The sequence below is a fragment of the Crocinitomix catalasitica ATCC 23190 genome (assembly GCF_000621625.1).
In the GTDB taxonomy this organism is placed as follows: Bacteria; Bacteroidota; Bacteroidia; order Flavobacteriales_D; family Crocinitomicaceae; genus Crocinitomix; species Crocinitomix catalasitica.
In genome coordinates this window covers 1-16013 of the sequence record NZ_JHXV01000029.1, presented here as the reverse complement: position 1 = coordinate 16013, position 16013 = coordinate 1, and the positions used below count along the sequence as shown (strand labels likewise).

14 protein-coding genes are annotated in these 16013 nt (G+C 34.7%); 12 read left to right on the top strand and 2 right to left on the bottom strand.

Annotated elements, in window-relative coordinates; genetic code table 11:
• Positions 1 to 3 precede the first annotated feature (3 nt).
• The 9 genes from T367_RS0115335 to T367_RS0115295 all read left to right on the top strand — a co-directional run bounded on the left by T367_RS0115335 (position 4) and on the right by T367_RS0115295 (position 7862).
• Complete coding sequence (locus T367_RS0115335; RefSeq protein ID WP_027420638.1) at positions 4 to 1242, top strand: HD domain-containing protein; 1239 nt, start codon at positions 4 to 6, stop codon at positions 1240 to 1242.
• 88 nt (positions 1243 to 1330) lie between these two features.
• The gene (gene lpxD / locus T367_RS0115330) at positions 1331 to 2392 is read left to right on the top strand and encodes a UDP-3-O-(3-hydroxymyristoyl)glucosamine N-acyltransferase (RefSeq protein ID WP_027420637.1); all 1062 of its coding nucleotides are present in this window, start codon (positions 1331 to 1333) and stop codon (positions 2390 to 2392) included.
• Complete coding sequence (locus tag T367_RS0115325; protein ID WP_027420636.1) at positions 2385 to 3788, top strand: bifunctional UDP-3-O-[3-hydroxymyristoyl] N-acetylglucosamine deacetylase/3-hydroxyacyl-ACP dehydratase; 1404 nt, start codon at positions 2385 to 2387, stop codon at positions 3786 to 3788. The genes lpxD and T367_RS0115325 overlap by 8 nt, the downstream gene beginning before the upstream one ends.
• Positions 3785 to 4561, top strand: coding sequence for an acyl-ACP--UDP-N-acetylglucosamine O-acyltransferase (lpxA, locus tag T367_RS0115320; RefSeq protein ID WP_027420635.1), 777 nt, complete (start codon positions 3785 to 3787; stop codon positions 4559 to 4561). Before T367_RS0115325 ends, lpxA begins: the two co-directional genes overlap by 4 nt.
• Positions 4562 to 4575: 14 nt before the next feature.
• Positions 4576 to 5142 (top strand): elongation factor P, encoded by a 567-nt coding sequence (efp, locus tag T367_RS0115315; protein WP_027420634.1) that lies wholly within the window; start codon positions 4576 to 4578, stop codon positions 5140 to 5142.
• 14 nt (positions 5143 to 5156) lie between these two features.
• The gene (locus T367_RS0115310; protein ID WP_035845226.1) at positions 5157 to 5891 is read left to right on the top strand and encodes an alpha/beta fold hydrolase; all 735 of its coding nucleotides are present in this window, start codon (positions 5157 to 5159) and stop codon (positions 5889 to 5891) included.
• Positions 5881 to 6519, top strand: a complete 639-nt coding sequence (locus T367_RS0115305; RefSeq protein ID WP_027420632.1) for an alpha/beta hydrolase — start codon at positions 5881 to 5883, stop codon at positions 6517 to 6519. The genes T367_RS0115310 and T367_RS0115305 overlap by 11 nt, the downstream gene beginning before the upstream one ends.
• A complete protein-coding gene (locus T367_RS0115300) occupies positions 6516 to 7085 on the top strand; it encodes a hypothetical protein (protein ID WP_027420631.1) in 570 nt (189 codons plus the stop codon). The genes T367_RS0115305 and T367_RS0115300 overlap by 4 nt, the downstream gene beginning before the upstream one ends.
• Before the next feature lie 6 nt (positions 7086 to 7091).
• Positions 7092 to 7862: a M15 family metallopeptidase gene (locus T367_RS0115295; RefSeq protein ID WP_027420630.1), complete on the top strand. Its 771-nt coding sequence runs from the start codon at positions 7092 to 7094 to the stop codon at positions 7860 to 7862.
• Positions 7863 to 8101: 239 nt separating this feature from the next.
• Here T367_RS0115295 and porU2 read toward each other — a convergent pair whose 3' ends face one another.
• Entirely contained in the window at positions 8102 to 13300 is a 5199-nt protein-coding gene (porU2, locus tag T367_RS0115290) for a putative type IX secretion system sortase PorU2 (RefSeq protein WP_027420629.1), read from the bottom strand.
• Positions 13275 to 14372, bottom strand: a complete 1098-nt coding sequence (locus T367_RS0115285) for a putative type IX sorting system protein PorV2 (RefSeq protein WP_027420628.1) — start codon at positions 14370 to 14372, stop codon at positions 13275 to 13277. The genes porU2 and T367_RS0115285 overlap by 26 nt, the downstream gene beginning before the upstream one ends.
• A 148-nt stretch (positions 14373 to 14520) precedes the next feature.
• Here T367_RS0115285 and T367_RS0115280 point away from each other — a divergent pair, with 148 nt between their 5' ends.
• The 3 genes from T367_RS0115280 to T367_RS22670 form a co-directional block, all read left to right on the top strand.
• Positions 14521 to 15405: a CDP-alcohol phosphatidyltransferase family protein gene (locus T367_RS0115280; protein WP_084274449.1), complete on the top strand. Its 885-nt coding sequence runs from the start codon at positions 14521 to 14523 to the stop codon at positions 15403 to 15405.
• Entirely contained in the window at positions 15395 to 15646 is a 252-nt protein-coding gene (gene purS / locus T367_RS0115275; RefSeq protein WP_027420626.1) for a phosphoribosylformylglycinamidine synthase subunit PurS, read from the top strand. The genes T367_RS0115280 and purS overlap by 11 nt, the downstream gene beginning before the upstream one ends.
• A gap of 163 nt (positions 15647 to 15809) precedes the next feature.
• On the top strand, positions 15810 to 16013 hold a 204-nt coding region (locus T367_RS22670; RefSeq protein ID WP_027419591.1), incomplete at its 3' end, for a helix-turn-helix domain-containing protein.

The window sequence follows — 16013 nt, the reverse complement described above, 5'->3', positions numbered from 1 at the left end:
AATTTGCATAGGAATACTCATAACAAAAGAAAAATCATAAACGACCCGGTACACGGTTTTATTACAATTCCGGACGAATTAATTTTTGATTTGATCGAACATCCTTACTTTCAGCGGTTGAGGAGAATTAAGCAATTGGGCTTATCACATTTGGTATACCCAGGTGCCAATCATACCCGATTTCATCATGCTTTAGGTGCGATGCATTTAATGACACAGGCCATCGCCGTTTTGCGCTCTAAAGATGTTGAAATCACTGCAGAAGAGCAATTGGGTGTTACCATCGCCATACTCTTACACGATATTGGTCATGGGCCATTTTCCCATACACTCGAACATTCTTTATTGAAATCTGTACACCACGAGGATATCTCTATCCTATTCATGGAAAGACTCAATGAGGAATTTGACAACCGTTTAGATTTAGCTTTGCAAATTTTTAAAGATGAACATCCTAAAAAATTCTTACACCAATTAGTTTCAAGTCAGTTAGACATGGACCGTTTGGATTATTTACAACGAGACAGTTATTTTACAGGAGTTTCTGAAGGAGTTGTAGGAAGTGACAGAATCATTACGATGCTCAATGTCGCTAATAATCAATTGGTGATTGAAGCAAAAGGCATCTATTCAATTGAAAATTTTATTGGTGCCCGTCGAATTATGTATTGGCAAGTTTATATGCATAAAACGGTGGTTTCATCAGAATTAATGTTGATCAGTATATTAAGACGTGCCAAATACCTTTATAAAAATGGGCACGATTTATTCGCCAGTCCAAGTTTAAAGGTCTTCTTAAAGAACGATGTTCAATTAGAAGAATTTAGAAACAATAGAGAAATGTTAATGCATTTTGCATTGATTGACGATAGCGATATTAGTACTTCAATTAAAGTTTGGCAGTCGTCAGAAGACAAAGTTTTATCGATTCTATGTAAATCGATCTCATCAAGACAATTATTTAAAACAAAAATTGCTAAAGATCCATTTTCAAGTATTGAAATCAAGGAATTACAATTAAGAATTATAAATAAATTTGGCTTGGCCGAAAATGAGGTTGATTATTTTATCACAAGTGAAAAATTAACCAATAACGCTTATGATGAGACGCAACAACAAATCAATATTCTTAATAAATCAGGTATTATTCTTGACATTGCTCAAGCCTCAGATAATTTAAATATTATGGCGCTATCAAAGCCTGTTGAGAAATATTATTTGTGTCACGCTAATGTAGATTGATTATTTTTTAACCTTTTTGCTAACCTATTGTTGAAAACTTCGTGTTATTGAATGAACACCCCCAATTTTAATTATTAATTTTGACCAAATGGAATTCTCAGCAACACAAATCGCGCAATTATTAGAAGGAGAGATTGTAGGTAATCCTTCAGCTACGGTAAACGGACTTTCTAAAATTGAAGAAGGAAAATCAGGAACGCTTTCTTTTTTAGCGAATCCTAAATACGAACCGTACGTATATACTACTCAAGCTTCCATAATTATTGTCAACAATACTTTTGTTGCTGAAAAGGAATTGGCAGATCATATCACTTTAATTAAAGTTGAAGATGCTTATGGTTGTTTCGCTAAATTATTGGGTATGTACGATCAAGCAATGGCTAAACAGCCTGAGGTTGAAAAGATGTCACATATTTCACCTAATGCCACCATTGGAGAGAATGTCTACATAGGTGCTTTTGCTTATATCTCAGATGGCGCTGTAATTGAAGACAACGCACATATTTATCCCAACACTTTTATAGGTGATAATGTCAAGATTGGTGAAGGAACGAAGGTGTTTGCGGGTGTTAATATCTATAGAGATTGTGTTGTTGGTAAACATTGCACCATTCATTCAGGAACGGTAATTGGAGCCGACGGATTTGGATTTACGCCGAATGCTGAAAACAATTATCAAAAAGTACCTCAAATTGGAAATGTAATTCTAGAAGACCATGTAGAAATTGGTGCAAATACTTGTATTGATCGCGCTACATTAGGTTCTACTATTATTAAAAAAGGTGTTAAATTAGACAACTTAGTTCAAATCGGTCACAATGTTGTGATTGGTGACAATACTGTAATGGCTGCACAAGCAGGTGTTGCAGGCTCAGCTAAATTGGGTAAAAACATGATGGTCGGCGGACAAGTTGGTATTGTTGGTCATATCGATCTAGCAGATGGTGTGCTTATTGGAGCACAATCAGGCGTACCAAAAACAATTAAGAAAAAAGGAACAACATTACTAGGCTCGCCAGCCTATGATGCTGAAGACTATAAAAAATCATATATGGGGTTCAGAAGACTCCCACAAATTTTAAATCGCTTAAGAGATTTAGAAAATGAATTAAAGGAAATAAAAGAATCTAACCAGAAGACGAATGGCTGATAATCAGAAAACCCTCAAATCAGAAATCAAATTAAGCGGAATTGGCTTACACACAGGTGAAAAAGTAAATGTTACTATTTGCCCAGCGCCAGCTAAACACGGATACAAATTTCAACGTATTGATATAGAATCTAAGCCGATAATTACAGCTGACCCTGACAATGTAGTCTCTACAGCTAGAGGAACAACATTAGAAGAAAAAGGTGCTAAAGTTTATACAACCGAACATTTATTGGCTGCCCTATACGCCATGGAGGTTGATAACGCACTAATCCAACTAGACGCACCCGAAATTCCAATTATGGATGGGAGTTCTTTTGCATTTGTTGAGGCGATTAAAAAAGTAGGAACAGTTGAGCAAGATGAACCTAAAAATTATTTGATTCTTGACGAAAATATTAAATGGGAAGATGCTGAAAAAGGTATCGAGTTTTTAGCTGTACCTGATAATAATTATCGTTTAACGGTAATGGTTGATTATAATTCACCAGTATTAGGAACACAACATGCCACTATTTATAAATTGAGTGAGTTCGAAAAAGAAATTGCAAAATGTAGAACATTTGTATTCTTACGTGAGTTAGAATATTTAGCAATGAACGACTTGATTAAAGGTGGTGATTTGGATAATGCGATTGTTTTAGTTGAAAGAGAAAACATTCAACAAGAAGAATTAGACAGATTGGCTAAATTATTAGGCAAAGAAAAACTTAAGGTTTCATTCAATGGAATTGGTACGTTAAATCATACCAAAATGCATTTTGAAAACGAACCAGCAAGACATAAATTATTAGATATTGTTGGTGACTTAGCATTATTAGGACGTCCGATTAAAGGACATATCTTAGCTGCTAGACCAGGACATAACGGTAATGTAAGGTTTGCTAAAATATTAAAAGAATTTGCAAAAAATCAAGCGAGCAGAGGTAAGTTTTTTGACTTAACTAAAGAGCCGCTTTACGATATTGTAGCAATAGAAAAAATGTTACCTCATCGCTACCCTTTCTTATTGGTTGACAAGGTAATGGAAATCACTGAGACTGGAATTGTAGGTGTGAAAAACATAACAATGAATGAGCCTCAATTTACAGGTCATTTCCCTAATAACCCAATATTCCCAGGTGTATTGCAAATTGAAGCAATGGCGCAAGTAGGTGGAATATTTGCTTTAGACAAAGTTGAAGATCCTCATTTATATTCAACTTATTTTATGAAGATCGACAATGTGAAATTTAAAGCAATGGTTCGACCAGGTGATACAGTTGTCTTTGATCTTAGTTTACTTTCTCCTATCAGAAGAGGATTGGTAAATATGGGCGGAAAAGCTTATGTTAACGGTAAATTAGTAATGGAAGCAGAAATGTTAGCACAAGTTGTAAAAGACAAAACAGAATGATAAGTCATTTAGCAAATATAAATCCAGGAGCAACAATCGGTAAGAATGTAAGCATTCAATCCTTCACAACCATTTATGATGATGTTATCATTGGCGATGGAACTGAAATAGGTGCGAATGTTACCATTTATTCGGGAGCACGAATTGGAAAGAATTGTAAAATTTTTCCCGGTGCAGTGATTTCAGCCGAACCTCAAGATTTAAAATACGGCGGTGAATATACGACCACGGAAATCGGTGACGGTACAATCATTCGAGAATGTGTGACAATTCACAGAGGAACGAATGACAGAAAGAAAACCGTTATCGGCGACAATTGCCTTTTGATGTGTTATGTACATATCGGACACGATTGTTTGATTGGTAACAACGTTATCATCGCCAACAGTTCCGGCATCTCTGGACACGTTACAATTGAAGATTGGGCGATTATTGAAGGTATGTGTGGTGTTCAACAATTCGTTAGAATCGGTACGCATGCTTTTGTCGCAGGAATGACAAGTGTCAGAAAAAATGTTCCGCCATTTATCCGTGCTGCGCGTGAACCTTTAGCTTATGCAGGTATTAATGCAATTGGCTTAAGAAGAAGAAGGATCAGTAATGAAAAATTAAAAATGATTGAAGATATCTATCGCAATCTATATATTTTGAATAATTCTATTTCAAGCGGCGTTAGCTCTATTGAAAGTGAAATTCCAGATAGTGACGAAAAAAAATTAGTACTAGAATTTATTAAAGACTCAAAAAAAGGCATCATTAAAGGCCCTTTATAAAAACAAAAATAGTTATGGCAACTACATCAGATATAAAAAATGGATTATGTATGAATTATAACGGTAAATTAGTTACTGTTATAGAATTCCAACATGTTAAGCCAGGTAAAGGTCCTGCTTTTGTTCGAACTAAACTAAGAGAAGTAGAAACAGGCAAAGTTGTTGATAACACCTTTTCTGCAGGTCACAAAATTGAAGTAGTTCGAATTGAAACACGAAGCTACCAATATCTATACCCTGAAGGTGATGGCTTCCACTTTATGAATACAGAGAATTACGAGCAAGTATTTATCCAAAAAACAATGATAGAAACACCTCAATATTTAAAAGAAGGAATCATTTGTACGATTGTTTTTCATGCTGAAGAAGAAATTCCACTTACAGTTGAATTACCAAACTATATTGACTCTGAAGTAACTTATACTGAACCTGGTATTAAAGGTGATACAGCAACAAATACTTTAAAGCCAGCAACAATTGATACAGGAGCTGAAATTAAAGTACCACTTTTTATCAATATCGGTGATAAAATAAAAGTTGATACACGTTCTGGAGAGTATTCTGAGCGTCTAAAAGACTAAATTCTCGTTACATCATGTTAAATCATAAATTTATTGGCAATGAAAATGCTGATACAATTGTGATTTTTTTACACCAAGGTTTAGGCTCTATCAGTCAATGGAGAGACTTTCCAACGACAGTTTGTGCAGCTATAAATGCGTACGGTTATATTTATGATCGCGTGGGATATGGCCAATCACCAGGTAACTTAAAGGATCGTACAGCGGCATATTTACATGAAGCTGCGGACGAATTATCTGCCGTTATTTCGAATCATATCGGGACGAGCCGAAAAATAATCTTGTATGGACATTCTGACGGCGCTAGTATTGCACTAATATACGCCGCATTATATCCTGATAAAATATTTAAGATTGTATCTGAAGCAGCGCATGTTTTGGTTGAACAAATTACAATTGATGGCGTAAAAGCAGCGCAATTAGATTTTGAAAAAGGTTATTTCGATGGTTTAGAAAAATACCATGGCAAACGATTTAAAGAAGTATTTAATGCATGGAATGATATCTGGTTGTCAAAAGAATTTAAAGACTGGAATATTGTTGACTTATTACCCAATATTAAAGCAAAAACATTGATTATTCAAGGTGAAGACGATATTTACGGCTCGCTAAAACAAGTTGAATTAATTAATGCTAATATCCCCGTAGAAACAAAAACCTTAATTATTCCTAATTGTGGACATGCACCACATAAGGAATTTGAAAATGATACGTTAATAGCAGTAAAAAACTTTTTAAGTGGAACATAAAATTGAACAAATCAATTATCAAACAGAAGGACGTTATACGACCTTTGGTAATCCTGAAAAAGCAGACACATTAATTATTGCATTGCATGGTTATGGACAATTGGCCACTTATTTTATTCGTAAGTTCTATACACTAAATCCCGACAAATATTTTATTATTTGCCCTGAAGCACCTCATCGTTTTTACTTAAAAGCAAGTAGCGGAAGAGTTGGTGCTTCGTGGATGACGAAAGAGGATCGACTTGTTGATATCAGACATTATATCACCTATTTAAATGCGCTTGGTGATGATATTAATCGAAAATATACATTCGATCAATATATTCTTATTGGTTTTTCGCAAGGAGGAGCAACAGCATCTAGATGGTTAGCAAATACTGCAATTAAATTTGATACCTTTATACTTTGGGCAGCTGTCTTTCCGCCAGATTTGGAAGATCATCAGCATGCTAAATTTAAAAGCAATCAGAATTATTTTGTGTATGGAGACGATGATATTTACATCACAGATGAACAAGCGCTTTTGCAAAAGAATAAACTGAAAGAGATTGGCTTGAATTTTGAGCTAATTAAATTTAGTGGTAAACACGATATAGATTCAGAAACCTTAATATCAATAATTTCATGAAGTATTTAGTAGTTTTTTTATTTAGTTTATTTAGCTGGCACGCATCAGCACAGTATGATATTGATAAAATATCAAAGGATTCAACCGAAAAAGAATCAAGGTTAAATCCATTCAAAATAAAAGAAAAAATATTTGTTGGAGGTGAAGCAGGCTTGTCTTTTGGATCTTATGGTTCTTATGTATTTTTAGCCCCTATTGTTGGTTATGATATTACAGAGAAATTTTCAACTGGTATATCAGCCATGTATCAATTTAATAGTTATGCAAACTATAGATACCATACATATGGAGGCGGAATTTTCACGCGTTTCATGCCAATTCCACAATTAATTATTCAAGCCGAAATTGATTTATACAATGGCGAAGATTATAGCACTTTTGTTCGCGATAGAACGAACACCCCTGCTCTTTTAGGAGGAATTGGATACGCTAATTATTTCACGAATGATACTTATGCTCAAATTTTAGTGATGTATGATTTTATTGGCGATCCCAATATGCCATTGCCTTTTTTCTTGGTACCCCGATTATATTTAAAATTTGGTTTAATTTGGCACTTGAATTAATTCGATATGACAGCAAGATATATTGCTAATAGTTTATTCTCGGTATTCATTTTAAATGCTTGTGTTACCGATAATCAAATTACTGAAGAAGTTGTAGAACAACCAATTATTCTTCAAGATACAATCTTTGAAGAAGTTGAAGTTCCTCAAGTCGCAGCATATATTATTGACACATTAGAGCAAAAAATAATTGATGCAGGCCTTGTAGATATTCAATCAATTAGTCCTGATATTTTAATTGATGTCAGGTATTCAGACACCAACAATTTCATGCATCGTGATGTTTATGGGCATTTGAATAGAATTTATTTACAACCTACCGTAGCCGAAGACCTTGGCAAATCACAACTGTATCTTAAGTCGATAGATTCGACTTTAACCTTGTTGGTCTACGATGGCGTTCGACCAAGAAGTGTACAACAATATATGTGGGATGTTTTGGAGATGCCTATCCACGAAAAAACGAAGTTTGTTTCAAATCCAAAGAATGGCTCCTTGCATAATTACGGCGCTGCAGTCGATTTGACTATTGCTGATGCTGAGGGCAATATTCTTGACATGGGTGCGGGTTATGATGATATCAGAAAAATAGCTTATCCAAGGCATGAAAAAGCCTATCTAGATTCAGGTCTGCTATCTAAAGAGCATATCGCGAACCGCGAATTATTGCGTGAGGTTATGAAAGCTGGAGGTTTTTGGAATATTGAAACTGAATGGTGGCATTTTAATCGTTATAGCCGAGATAGAGCAAAGACGATGTTTGAGATTGTGGAGTAGTGGTTAGTGGTTAGTGGATAGTGGATAGTGGTTAGTGGTTAGTGGATAGGTTTAAGGATTATTGGCAGTTAACAGTGCCATTTACTTCGTAGTAACAAGCATTCTTACCCCAAATCAATCAAACCTATTTTTTTATAAATCCGATAATAATGAATTAGCACCTAATCTTAAAGAATTACGGACTCTCAAGTATAGACTATGTAATGTACCCTATTTAAGAGGCTTTTATCCTTTGTCTTTTATCTAATAATATACATCTTCCCGAAATCCTTCTTAAAGTATTCATCAGCGCCACTATCGCGGTGATCAATGTCCTCATTATCGATTTTGGTAATTACATGGTAGAGGTAGACTCCATTTGCTAAAATATCGCCAAACTCATCTGTTCCGTTCCATCTGAATTCTGTAATATTCCTTCCAATATTAATAGGTCCCAATTCGTCTATTGTAATTTCACGAACAACTTTACCCGTAACCGTCATAATTTGAATTGTGAATTCGTCTGGAATGACTGCTCCAGTAAGTGTAAATACAAATTGTGTTTGCGTACTGAAAGGATTCGGATAGTTCATTAATTGAGTTATCGACGAATGCAAATCAACCTCAAAAGTGATATCATATTCAAAATCACCTGATATATTATTCGATTTATCTACCCCTTGAACCAATAAGCGATACTCTCCTGATTCGTTTAAATCTGCATTATAAATTATCTTAAATTTTTTATTTGATGCATCAGCAGGAAACCACTCTAAAATTTGCTCACCCAAACTATTTCTAAAGCTCAATCTTTTTTGAAGTCCTTGTGGATCCGTTAAATAAATACCAAAATTGGCTGTATCAGCTTCTTCATTCATAATCAGATATTCATTCTCATCTTTTAATGTGATAACGACTTGCGTTTTAGGACTGACAATATCACCGTTTAAAACATGTAAGCCATCAAAAGTAACGTCTAGAATAGGATTTTCTTCATCACTAGATACATGAAAAGGTATTTGACCAAGGTTGTTAAAATGATATTGCTCTGGTTGATCCGTTCCACCAATTCCATTATAAGGATTCACTTCAACCCATAGGGAATTATATCCTGCAATTCCTACAGTATTAATTATTAAAGTATCTCCAATGGTTTCTCCAATTCTTAAAGAATCTTGTCTAGGATAATTGATTGGAATAATATTACGCTGTGCATCTTCTAACCAATAATTTACCAGTAGAGAATCCATAGGATAGTCACTAATATTATCAATATCAAATGATACAGATAATTTTTGTCCTTCAATCAAAGTGTCTTGATTTGGCAACCAAACTATGCCGCCTGATCCATTTAATGCAGCTTCTGGAACTGGTTCGTACAAAATGTGCCAACGATCAATTTGAGCAGGGGAAAAACCTATTGTATCCCAATGTTGTGCCCGCAATTGAAGAAAAGGATATAAATCAGCGTCTACGATTAGATCTAAATTAGGTATAGAGTCTAAAAGTGTCAACACAGTATCAATCAATAAAGTTTGTGTACCAAAATAATCACGTCCATATACCTTTAATCTTGACGAATCATTGGTCATTTCCTCTCGAGGATGTTGTTGCCAATACAAGATATCCCATTTTTTTGCAGGACCGATTAATGTTGAACTTTCTTCACCGTAAAAATCATTACCCCATAATGTATCTTTTAGACTAATAATATCATCGATGTTTTGACCATAAACTTCTTTGGTAAAATCTGGATCCCCTGCCTTTCCAAAAACAATAAATGGTACTTCATCTCTTCCCGCATAAATACTATCAGCGCCTATTTCAGTGAACATATCATACAATTCAGGATGTAAAATATCCCATTCAGAATAATTCGCGAACCTAGTAGTGTAAATCAGATAATAATAATCATCTGGAATTTCGTTACGTATCATATTCTCAAATGCGACTAATTGTTCAGGATTGTTTTGATAAAAGCTAAAATTCCACTCAACACGCCAACGGCATCCTCCATTATCATTTGCATTTCCAAAATCGTAATCTGGATTTTCCATTGGAATTGCCCCCCCCCTATCAAACCTCGTTCCCCACGCTTTAAAGACAAGCGGATCTATTACAACAACCAAAAACTGAGGATTAGTTGTACAATAATTATTCGCATGATAGCCATCTGACGCGTTATTATCTATAATATAACTCGTTAATTCTGCCTCATATATATTGTTTGCATTACCATAAACTGTACATTCAACTGTCTTAAAGGCAGGACCAAACTCTCTTAAACGATCATCTCTCACATAATCGATAAATTGATAATCACTATTCTTAAATTGAAAAAAATGATCCTGTCCCCAACCTGACTTATTTTCAATATATTGAAAAGAATTCTCTATCCAGAAATAATCCCCTGTTTCATCCTCTACAGCAACTCGCCAAAAACAAACAGTACTATCTTCCAAATTAAGCGATTCGAGACTATTTGTTGTTGCATTCAACCATTCGTCATATTTAACTTCAATCACTCCACCAAGCGAAGAAATTGTTTTATATTTTTTATATGGACTATTAAACAAATCGGTGGTATCTAATTCGAATCGATATGTTGCCAAACCGGCAAATGGATTGACTGTTGAGCCTTTCACAGTTATTGTATCATAAGGTAAAACGGCATAATTATATGGCCATGCAGGAAAAATACCATCAACGTCGAAAAGAACCTGTTTACTGAATACATTATTATTGAATTCATCAAATTGTTCTTCAACGCTGCTTGGAATATCAACAGATGCCGTAAAAGTATTAATTCCTACTCCTACATTATTATAAAGCGGAATGGTAAAAATAACTGTATCAATATAATTCAATCCATATACCATTTTTTTATAAATTGAATCACCTCCGCCATTTGGAAATGTTCTTTTAATATCGACAAAGAATGTATCAACACTTGCCCGTCCAAGGTTATAAAGAACAACGTTCACTTCAATTGAATCTACTGTTAAATCAATAACTGACGGGTTTACAAATAGGCTTGTATTGTCAATTTCAAATTCAGGTTTATCATGTGCATTATTTTTTATCGCCGGATCGCCATGTAAAACCATTTGATTACATACATTTTGTAAACCAAACGACATTTCGTCGTATTGTATATTCTCAATCGTTTTCTTCACTTGCTCACCAAGCGACCCTCCATAATTTGTATTGCCAACAAGTTTAAAAAATTCGTCAGAATAAGTATTCAATGAATTTGAAAAGGCTTGTTTTACGTTTGCAATAAAAGCTACTGCCCCTTTTTCCGGAATGATCAAATATTTTTCTGATGCACTATATGAATAAGGATCAAAAATACCACCAGTTAGACATGCATTTCCAACAACTATAGGATATTTCCCTTTATTGTCCCAATTTTCGGGATCATCAATATTTTGATCGAAACCATCCGCCGAAGCATGACCGAAGAAAGTCATAAATGACACCCCATCGTTAATTTTATCTGTCACTTCAAATAATGTTACTGGATCAACAGGATCAGAAACTGATTTATAATATGATGTTACATTGCCCCCAAATTCAGGGCTTTCTAAATACCCCTCATATCGTTCCAAATAGAACTTAAAGGTATTCTGTTCATATTCGTTAGAACCTCCACCAAAATGTAAAATCTCTTTTTGCCATAATTTTTCCTCTTTGCTATAAAAACCATTAGGATCTTGTGCCAGTTCGAAATCTTTCACCTTATTCAGATAATCAATCACTTCAGCACTTGATTTTGCTGCAATACGGCCAGTAGCCAACAATGGCGCCCATCTATTATCCTCTAACCTAGCAGTAATAAGCACATCACTTGATGGGTAACCGAATGACGGCACCAAAGAAGTAGCATAGGAACCTGCATTTTGACGAGAACCTATTCCAGCACCTCCAATATTCTCATTCGCTTCTCGGATACCTTTACCTATTAAAAATAAATTTGAAGGTTTTGTTGTAGCATGATTATATGCAAAGTGAGCAAAACGTCGAATCCCCATTACATGCTTTTGGACACCACCGCCGAATTGAAGATAAAGCTCATCAACATCAACCAATAAAACATTGTGACCACCACCAGCGACAGTTTCTCTATATGCTTTATACTCGTTAGCTCCCGCCCAAATTAGACGATTACTCACCATTAAATAGGCATCCTCAAAATTCGCCGTAACATAATTTGTAAAATAACTAGTCCCGTTTACTGGCCTAAAATCTATTGGTGTTCGTATAGCTGTTTCATCAACAATTACAAACTTTTGATTCGCTCCTGATTCAAGATTAGGAATTAATACTTGGTAAGTTCCTCCAGAAATTACAACTGGAATTTTCCTTACTTTGCCATCTAATGTAAACGCAAGAGGATTAGTACCTGAAAAATTTGTGAAATCATACCTCGATTTTGCAGCTAAAGTATTGTGAGGAATTGACATTTCATAATATGATTGACTCTCTAAATTACCTGTATGGGCATAAGTTATTTCAGTAAATGCGACAGCCTGATAATCTGAAGCAACACCTAAATCGTTTACCAATTGATGCCTGATTTTGGTTGTTGATGCACCTAAACTTGTTGCTGGAATTGTAAACTCTAATTTATTTTTTTGAAACCCATAATAAATGGTATCAAATAATGTAATGTTTGACGGACCATATTGCAAACGTAAATGATGATTGCCTGCACCATCAAAAGCAGCATTCGAACCACCTCCAGATACGGCTACACCTGTTGCTACCGGGGCACCTCCTCCTGTAAAAGCATTTGATGTCGATAAAAGGTCATCTTGGTAATTCACCGGGTTAGCCATAAAAATTCGACCGCCATACCATCCTTCTGCAGGCATATAATTGGCACGAGACATTCCTGAAACTTTATGTCCTTCGGCATACATATTATGCCCTTCTTTAAAGGTCGTTCTAAAAAAATAATCTCGTGGTGTATATGCTAAAAAATCAACATCCGTTTCATTCGAAAATCGCTTATTATCTAATTCTGAATTCCAAGATAAAAAATAGTTGATTGTATCATTATAATGAGGATAATACTTATTTGATACGTCATCAGGACTATCGTACAACATAGAGTCTAGCCAAGAGGTATTCTTTTGTGCATAGAACAGCATATAATCTCCTGGATCGATAGAACCGTCACCACCATCTTCAATCCACAGCGGTTGTTCTTTATCAAATCCAATCAATTGAAAATTAGCAGTATTGATTGTTTCAACTGGAATTCCAGCGGAAGTTAGCAGAGTATAATCGACTTTATAAACCCCATCGTGAGCAATTTTGAAAGCGTAATAACGTTGATCATATTCAATCCACTCATTACCATATTGAGCAAAACTGTTGCCTGTCAATCCTAAAAAAGAAAAGACAAAAAATAAATTTATAACAATATTATTCTTCCGATTGCTTAGGGTCATTTAGTTTAAAACGAAGTGAAAAAATATGCGAATATAATGCAACGGATTTGTCACCTATATCTGTAAATGCGTAATCAATACTAATTCCTTTAAATCCAACACCAATACCAATATTCGGTTGTACGGTCAAGGATTCTGATAGGTCAGGATTTTTGATCCATTGGAAATTCAAAACTCCAAATCTTAATGCTACCCATTTACCATAACCTAATTCTAATCCCATATGTGGATCAATACTTATCGGATCAGTTCTGAACAAAACATTTCTTCTTCCGTCCGTATTTAAGTCGAAATTAATTTCCGATTTCACATAAAATTCTTTGTAGACGTTGGTTTTAAATTGCGCGCCTAAAATTATTTTTGGTAAAGTAATTTCTAATCCATTGGTAGGAATGACATTCCCTGTTATTTCAAAAGTCTCAATCATTTGGTCGTCTAACGAATAAGACCAGGCATTAAAAGTGGTAGAAACGTCTCGAACTAAAGCGCCGAATTTCCATTTATCACCTAATTTATATTTTATACCTGCATCTAAACCGAATCCCCATGCTTTGGCAAAATCACCTACGTGACGATAAATAACTTTAAAATTACCACCTAAACTTAATCCTTCAATTTTAGACTTTCGGGCATAAGAGAATAGAAATGCATAATCTCCAGCCGAGAAGGACGTAATATTATCGTAGTTCACATTCCCATCTTTATCAATTAATTGTGTTGTATTAGGAATATCATCTACACCAAAACGGATGAATGTAAATCCAGCAGCACTTTGCTCATCGATAGGTTTTGCGATACCGATGTAATCGTACTTTGCTATTCCAGCGAAATACTCAGCATGCATTGCGCCAATTTGTAAAAAATCTTCAACTTCGGTTAATCCTGCAGGATTCCAATATCCAGCAGTCACATCATCAACGCCAGCGACAACAGCATTAGACATCCCCAGCGCATTGGCACCTACACCAATCGCTAAAAATTCGTTAGAATATTTTGGAGTCAAGGTAGTTTCTTGAGCGGTTGCCAAGAATGAAAGTAAAACGAATAATGAGAGTGTAGCTAATTTTTTCATGTCAAATGATGCCATAAAGATAGTAAATTATAAGAATTGCCATATAAACTCATCTATTTTGAAAAAATTGTATTCATATACATCATATACGGGCAAAAGCTGCTTTTGGTTTAATTAATCGCGAAAAAAATAATTGTAAAAGATTAGAATGGAAATAATTCCTCATTTTTGTACCATGCAAGCATTAAAAAGATTGGTCCCAAATTTATTCACCGCAGGCAATTTAGTCGGAGGAATTTTAGCCATAATATTTACGTTAACGGGCAAAATTCATTTAGCGCCTTATTGCATTTTTGTATCTGCCCTTTTTGATTTTTTGGATGGATTCATGGCTCGACTATTAAAAGTCCCTAGCGAACTAGGAAAACAATTAGATTCTTTAGCAGACATGGTGACTTTTGGCGTTGCGCCAGGAATTATTGTTTTTGTATTGTTAAATGAAACGTATCCTGCAATTGAATTTGGCAGCATAAGAAATGATGCCTTGTTTCAGTTTAATTTATTGAACAATGAGTCAATGCAAAATCAATTACTCGAAAACGTGAATCAAAACTATTCATTGATTCCTTTTTTAGCTTTACTTATCCCTGTGTTTGCCTTATTTAGATTAGCCAAATTTAATTTAGACACCAGACAGTCGGACTCGTTTATTGGTCTTCCAACACCTGCCATGACTTTGTTTTTTGCCGTTTTTCCAATACTTATCATTCAAGCTTATAATGATTTGGCTTTGGGAGATTTTTTATTCGTTTCGTGGCAAATTACATTTGCTAAATTAATATTAAGTCCTGCTTTTTTAATTGGCGCAACAGTGATCATGTCCGTGCTAATGGTCGTCGAACTTCCACTCTTTGCACTCAAGTTCAAATCGTTTAAATGGAAAGGGAATGAATTGAGATTTTCATTTTTAGGAATAGCTGTAATTTTATTTGCAACTTTATTCTTTTGGGCAATACCTCTGATAATAATTTTATACTTACTTTTGTCCATAATTAATAACCAGTTTGTAAAAGCAAAAACAAATGAAATTTAAAGCGGAAATTGATGTAATGCCATTAGAGGCTTTGTTAGACCCACAAGGAAAGGCTGTTAGCCAATCAATGGTTAATTTAGGATTACCTGAAATCACAAATGTGAGAATTGGTAAACACATCCGTATTTTCATTGAAGCAAATTCGAAAGCAGAAGCGGAAGCTAAAGCTGATGAAGCTTGTAAAAAATTATTGGTGAATCAAATCATGGAAGGTTATACTTTTACTGTAACTGAGGCTTAGTAGTTGGTAGTGATTAGATAATAGTTGTTAGTTGTAAAGTTTCACAACATTGTTGATAGCAATAAAGCCCTTTCAGCGAAGTGAAGGCGTAGCCGAAACGAAGCTGAAAGGGCTGGAAATAAAATAGTTGATTATTTTTGTTTTACGACAAATAAAAATAATTATGCAACAAATCTATCATTCCAATGCCAAGACAAATATACATATTCGTCAAGAAATTAAAAATAATCTGAACTTAAGTATTGAGCAATTAGCCTTACGTTATGGTGTTTCTCGTCAAACCATATTTAAATGGCGTAAAGCTGAAACTCCTGAAGATAATTCTTGTGCCCCTAAAAAAATAGAATATGCTCTTAACGAGCAAGAA

Coding starts and splice junctions, on each gene's coding strand:
- lpxD (WP_027420637.1), top strand. CDS start 1,331: ATGGAATTCTCAGCAACACAAATCGCGCAATTATTAGAAGGAGAGATT.
- T367_RS0115325 (WP_027420636.1), top strand. CDS start 2,385: ATGGCTGATAATCAGAAAACCCTCAAATCAGAAATCAAATTAAGCGGA.
- lpxA (WP_027420635.1), top strand. CDS start 3,785: ATGATAAGTCATTTAGCAAATATAAATCCAGGAGCAACAATCGGTAAG.
- efp (WP_027420634.1), top strand. CDS start 4,576: ATGGCAACTACATCAGATATAAAAAATGGATTATGTATGAATTATAAC.
- T367_RS0115310 (WP_035845226.1), top strand. CDS start 5,157: ATGTTAAATCATAAATTTATTGGCAATGAAAATGCTGATACAATTGTG.
- T367_RS0115300 (WP_027420631.1), top strand. CDS start 6,516: ATGAAGTATTTAGTAGTTTTTTTATTTAGTTTATTTAGCTGGCACGCA.
- T367_RS0115295 (WP_027420630.1), top strand. CDS start 7,092: ATGACAGCAAGATATATTGCTAATAGTTTATTCTCGGTATTCATTTTA.
- porU2 (WP_027420629.1), bottom strand. CDS start 13,300: ATGACCCTAAGCAATCGGAAGAATAATATTGTTATAAATTTATTTTTT.
- T367_RS0115285 (WP_027420628.1), bottom strand. CDS start 14,372: ATGAAAAAATTAGCTACACTCTCATTATTCGTTTTACTTTCATTCTTG.
- T367_RS0115280 (WP_084274449.1), top strand. CDS start 14,521: ATGGAAATAATTCCTCATTTTTGTACCATGCAAGCATTAAAAAGATTG.
- purS (WP_027420626.1), top strand. CDS start 15,395: ATGAAATTTAAAGCGGAAATTGATGTAATGCCATTAGAGGCTTTGTTA.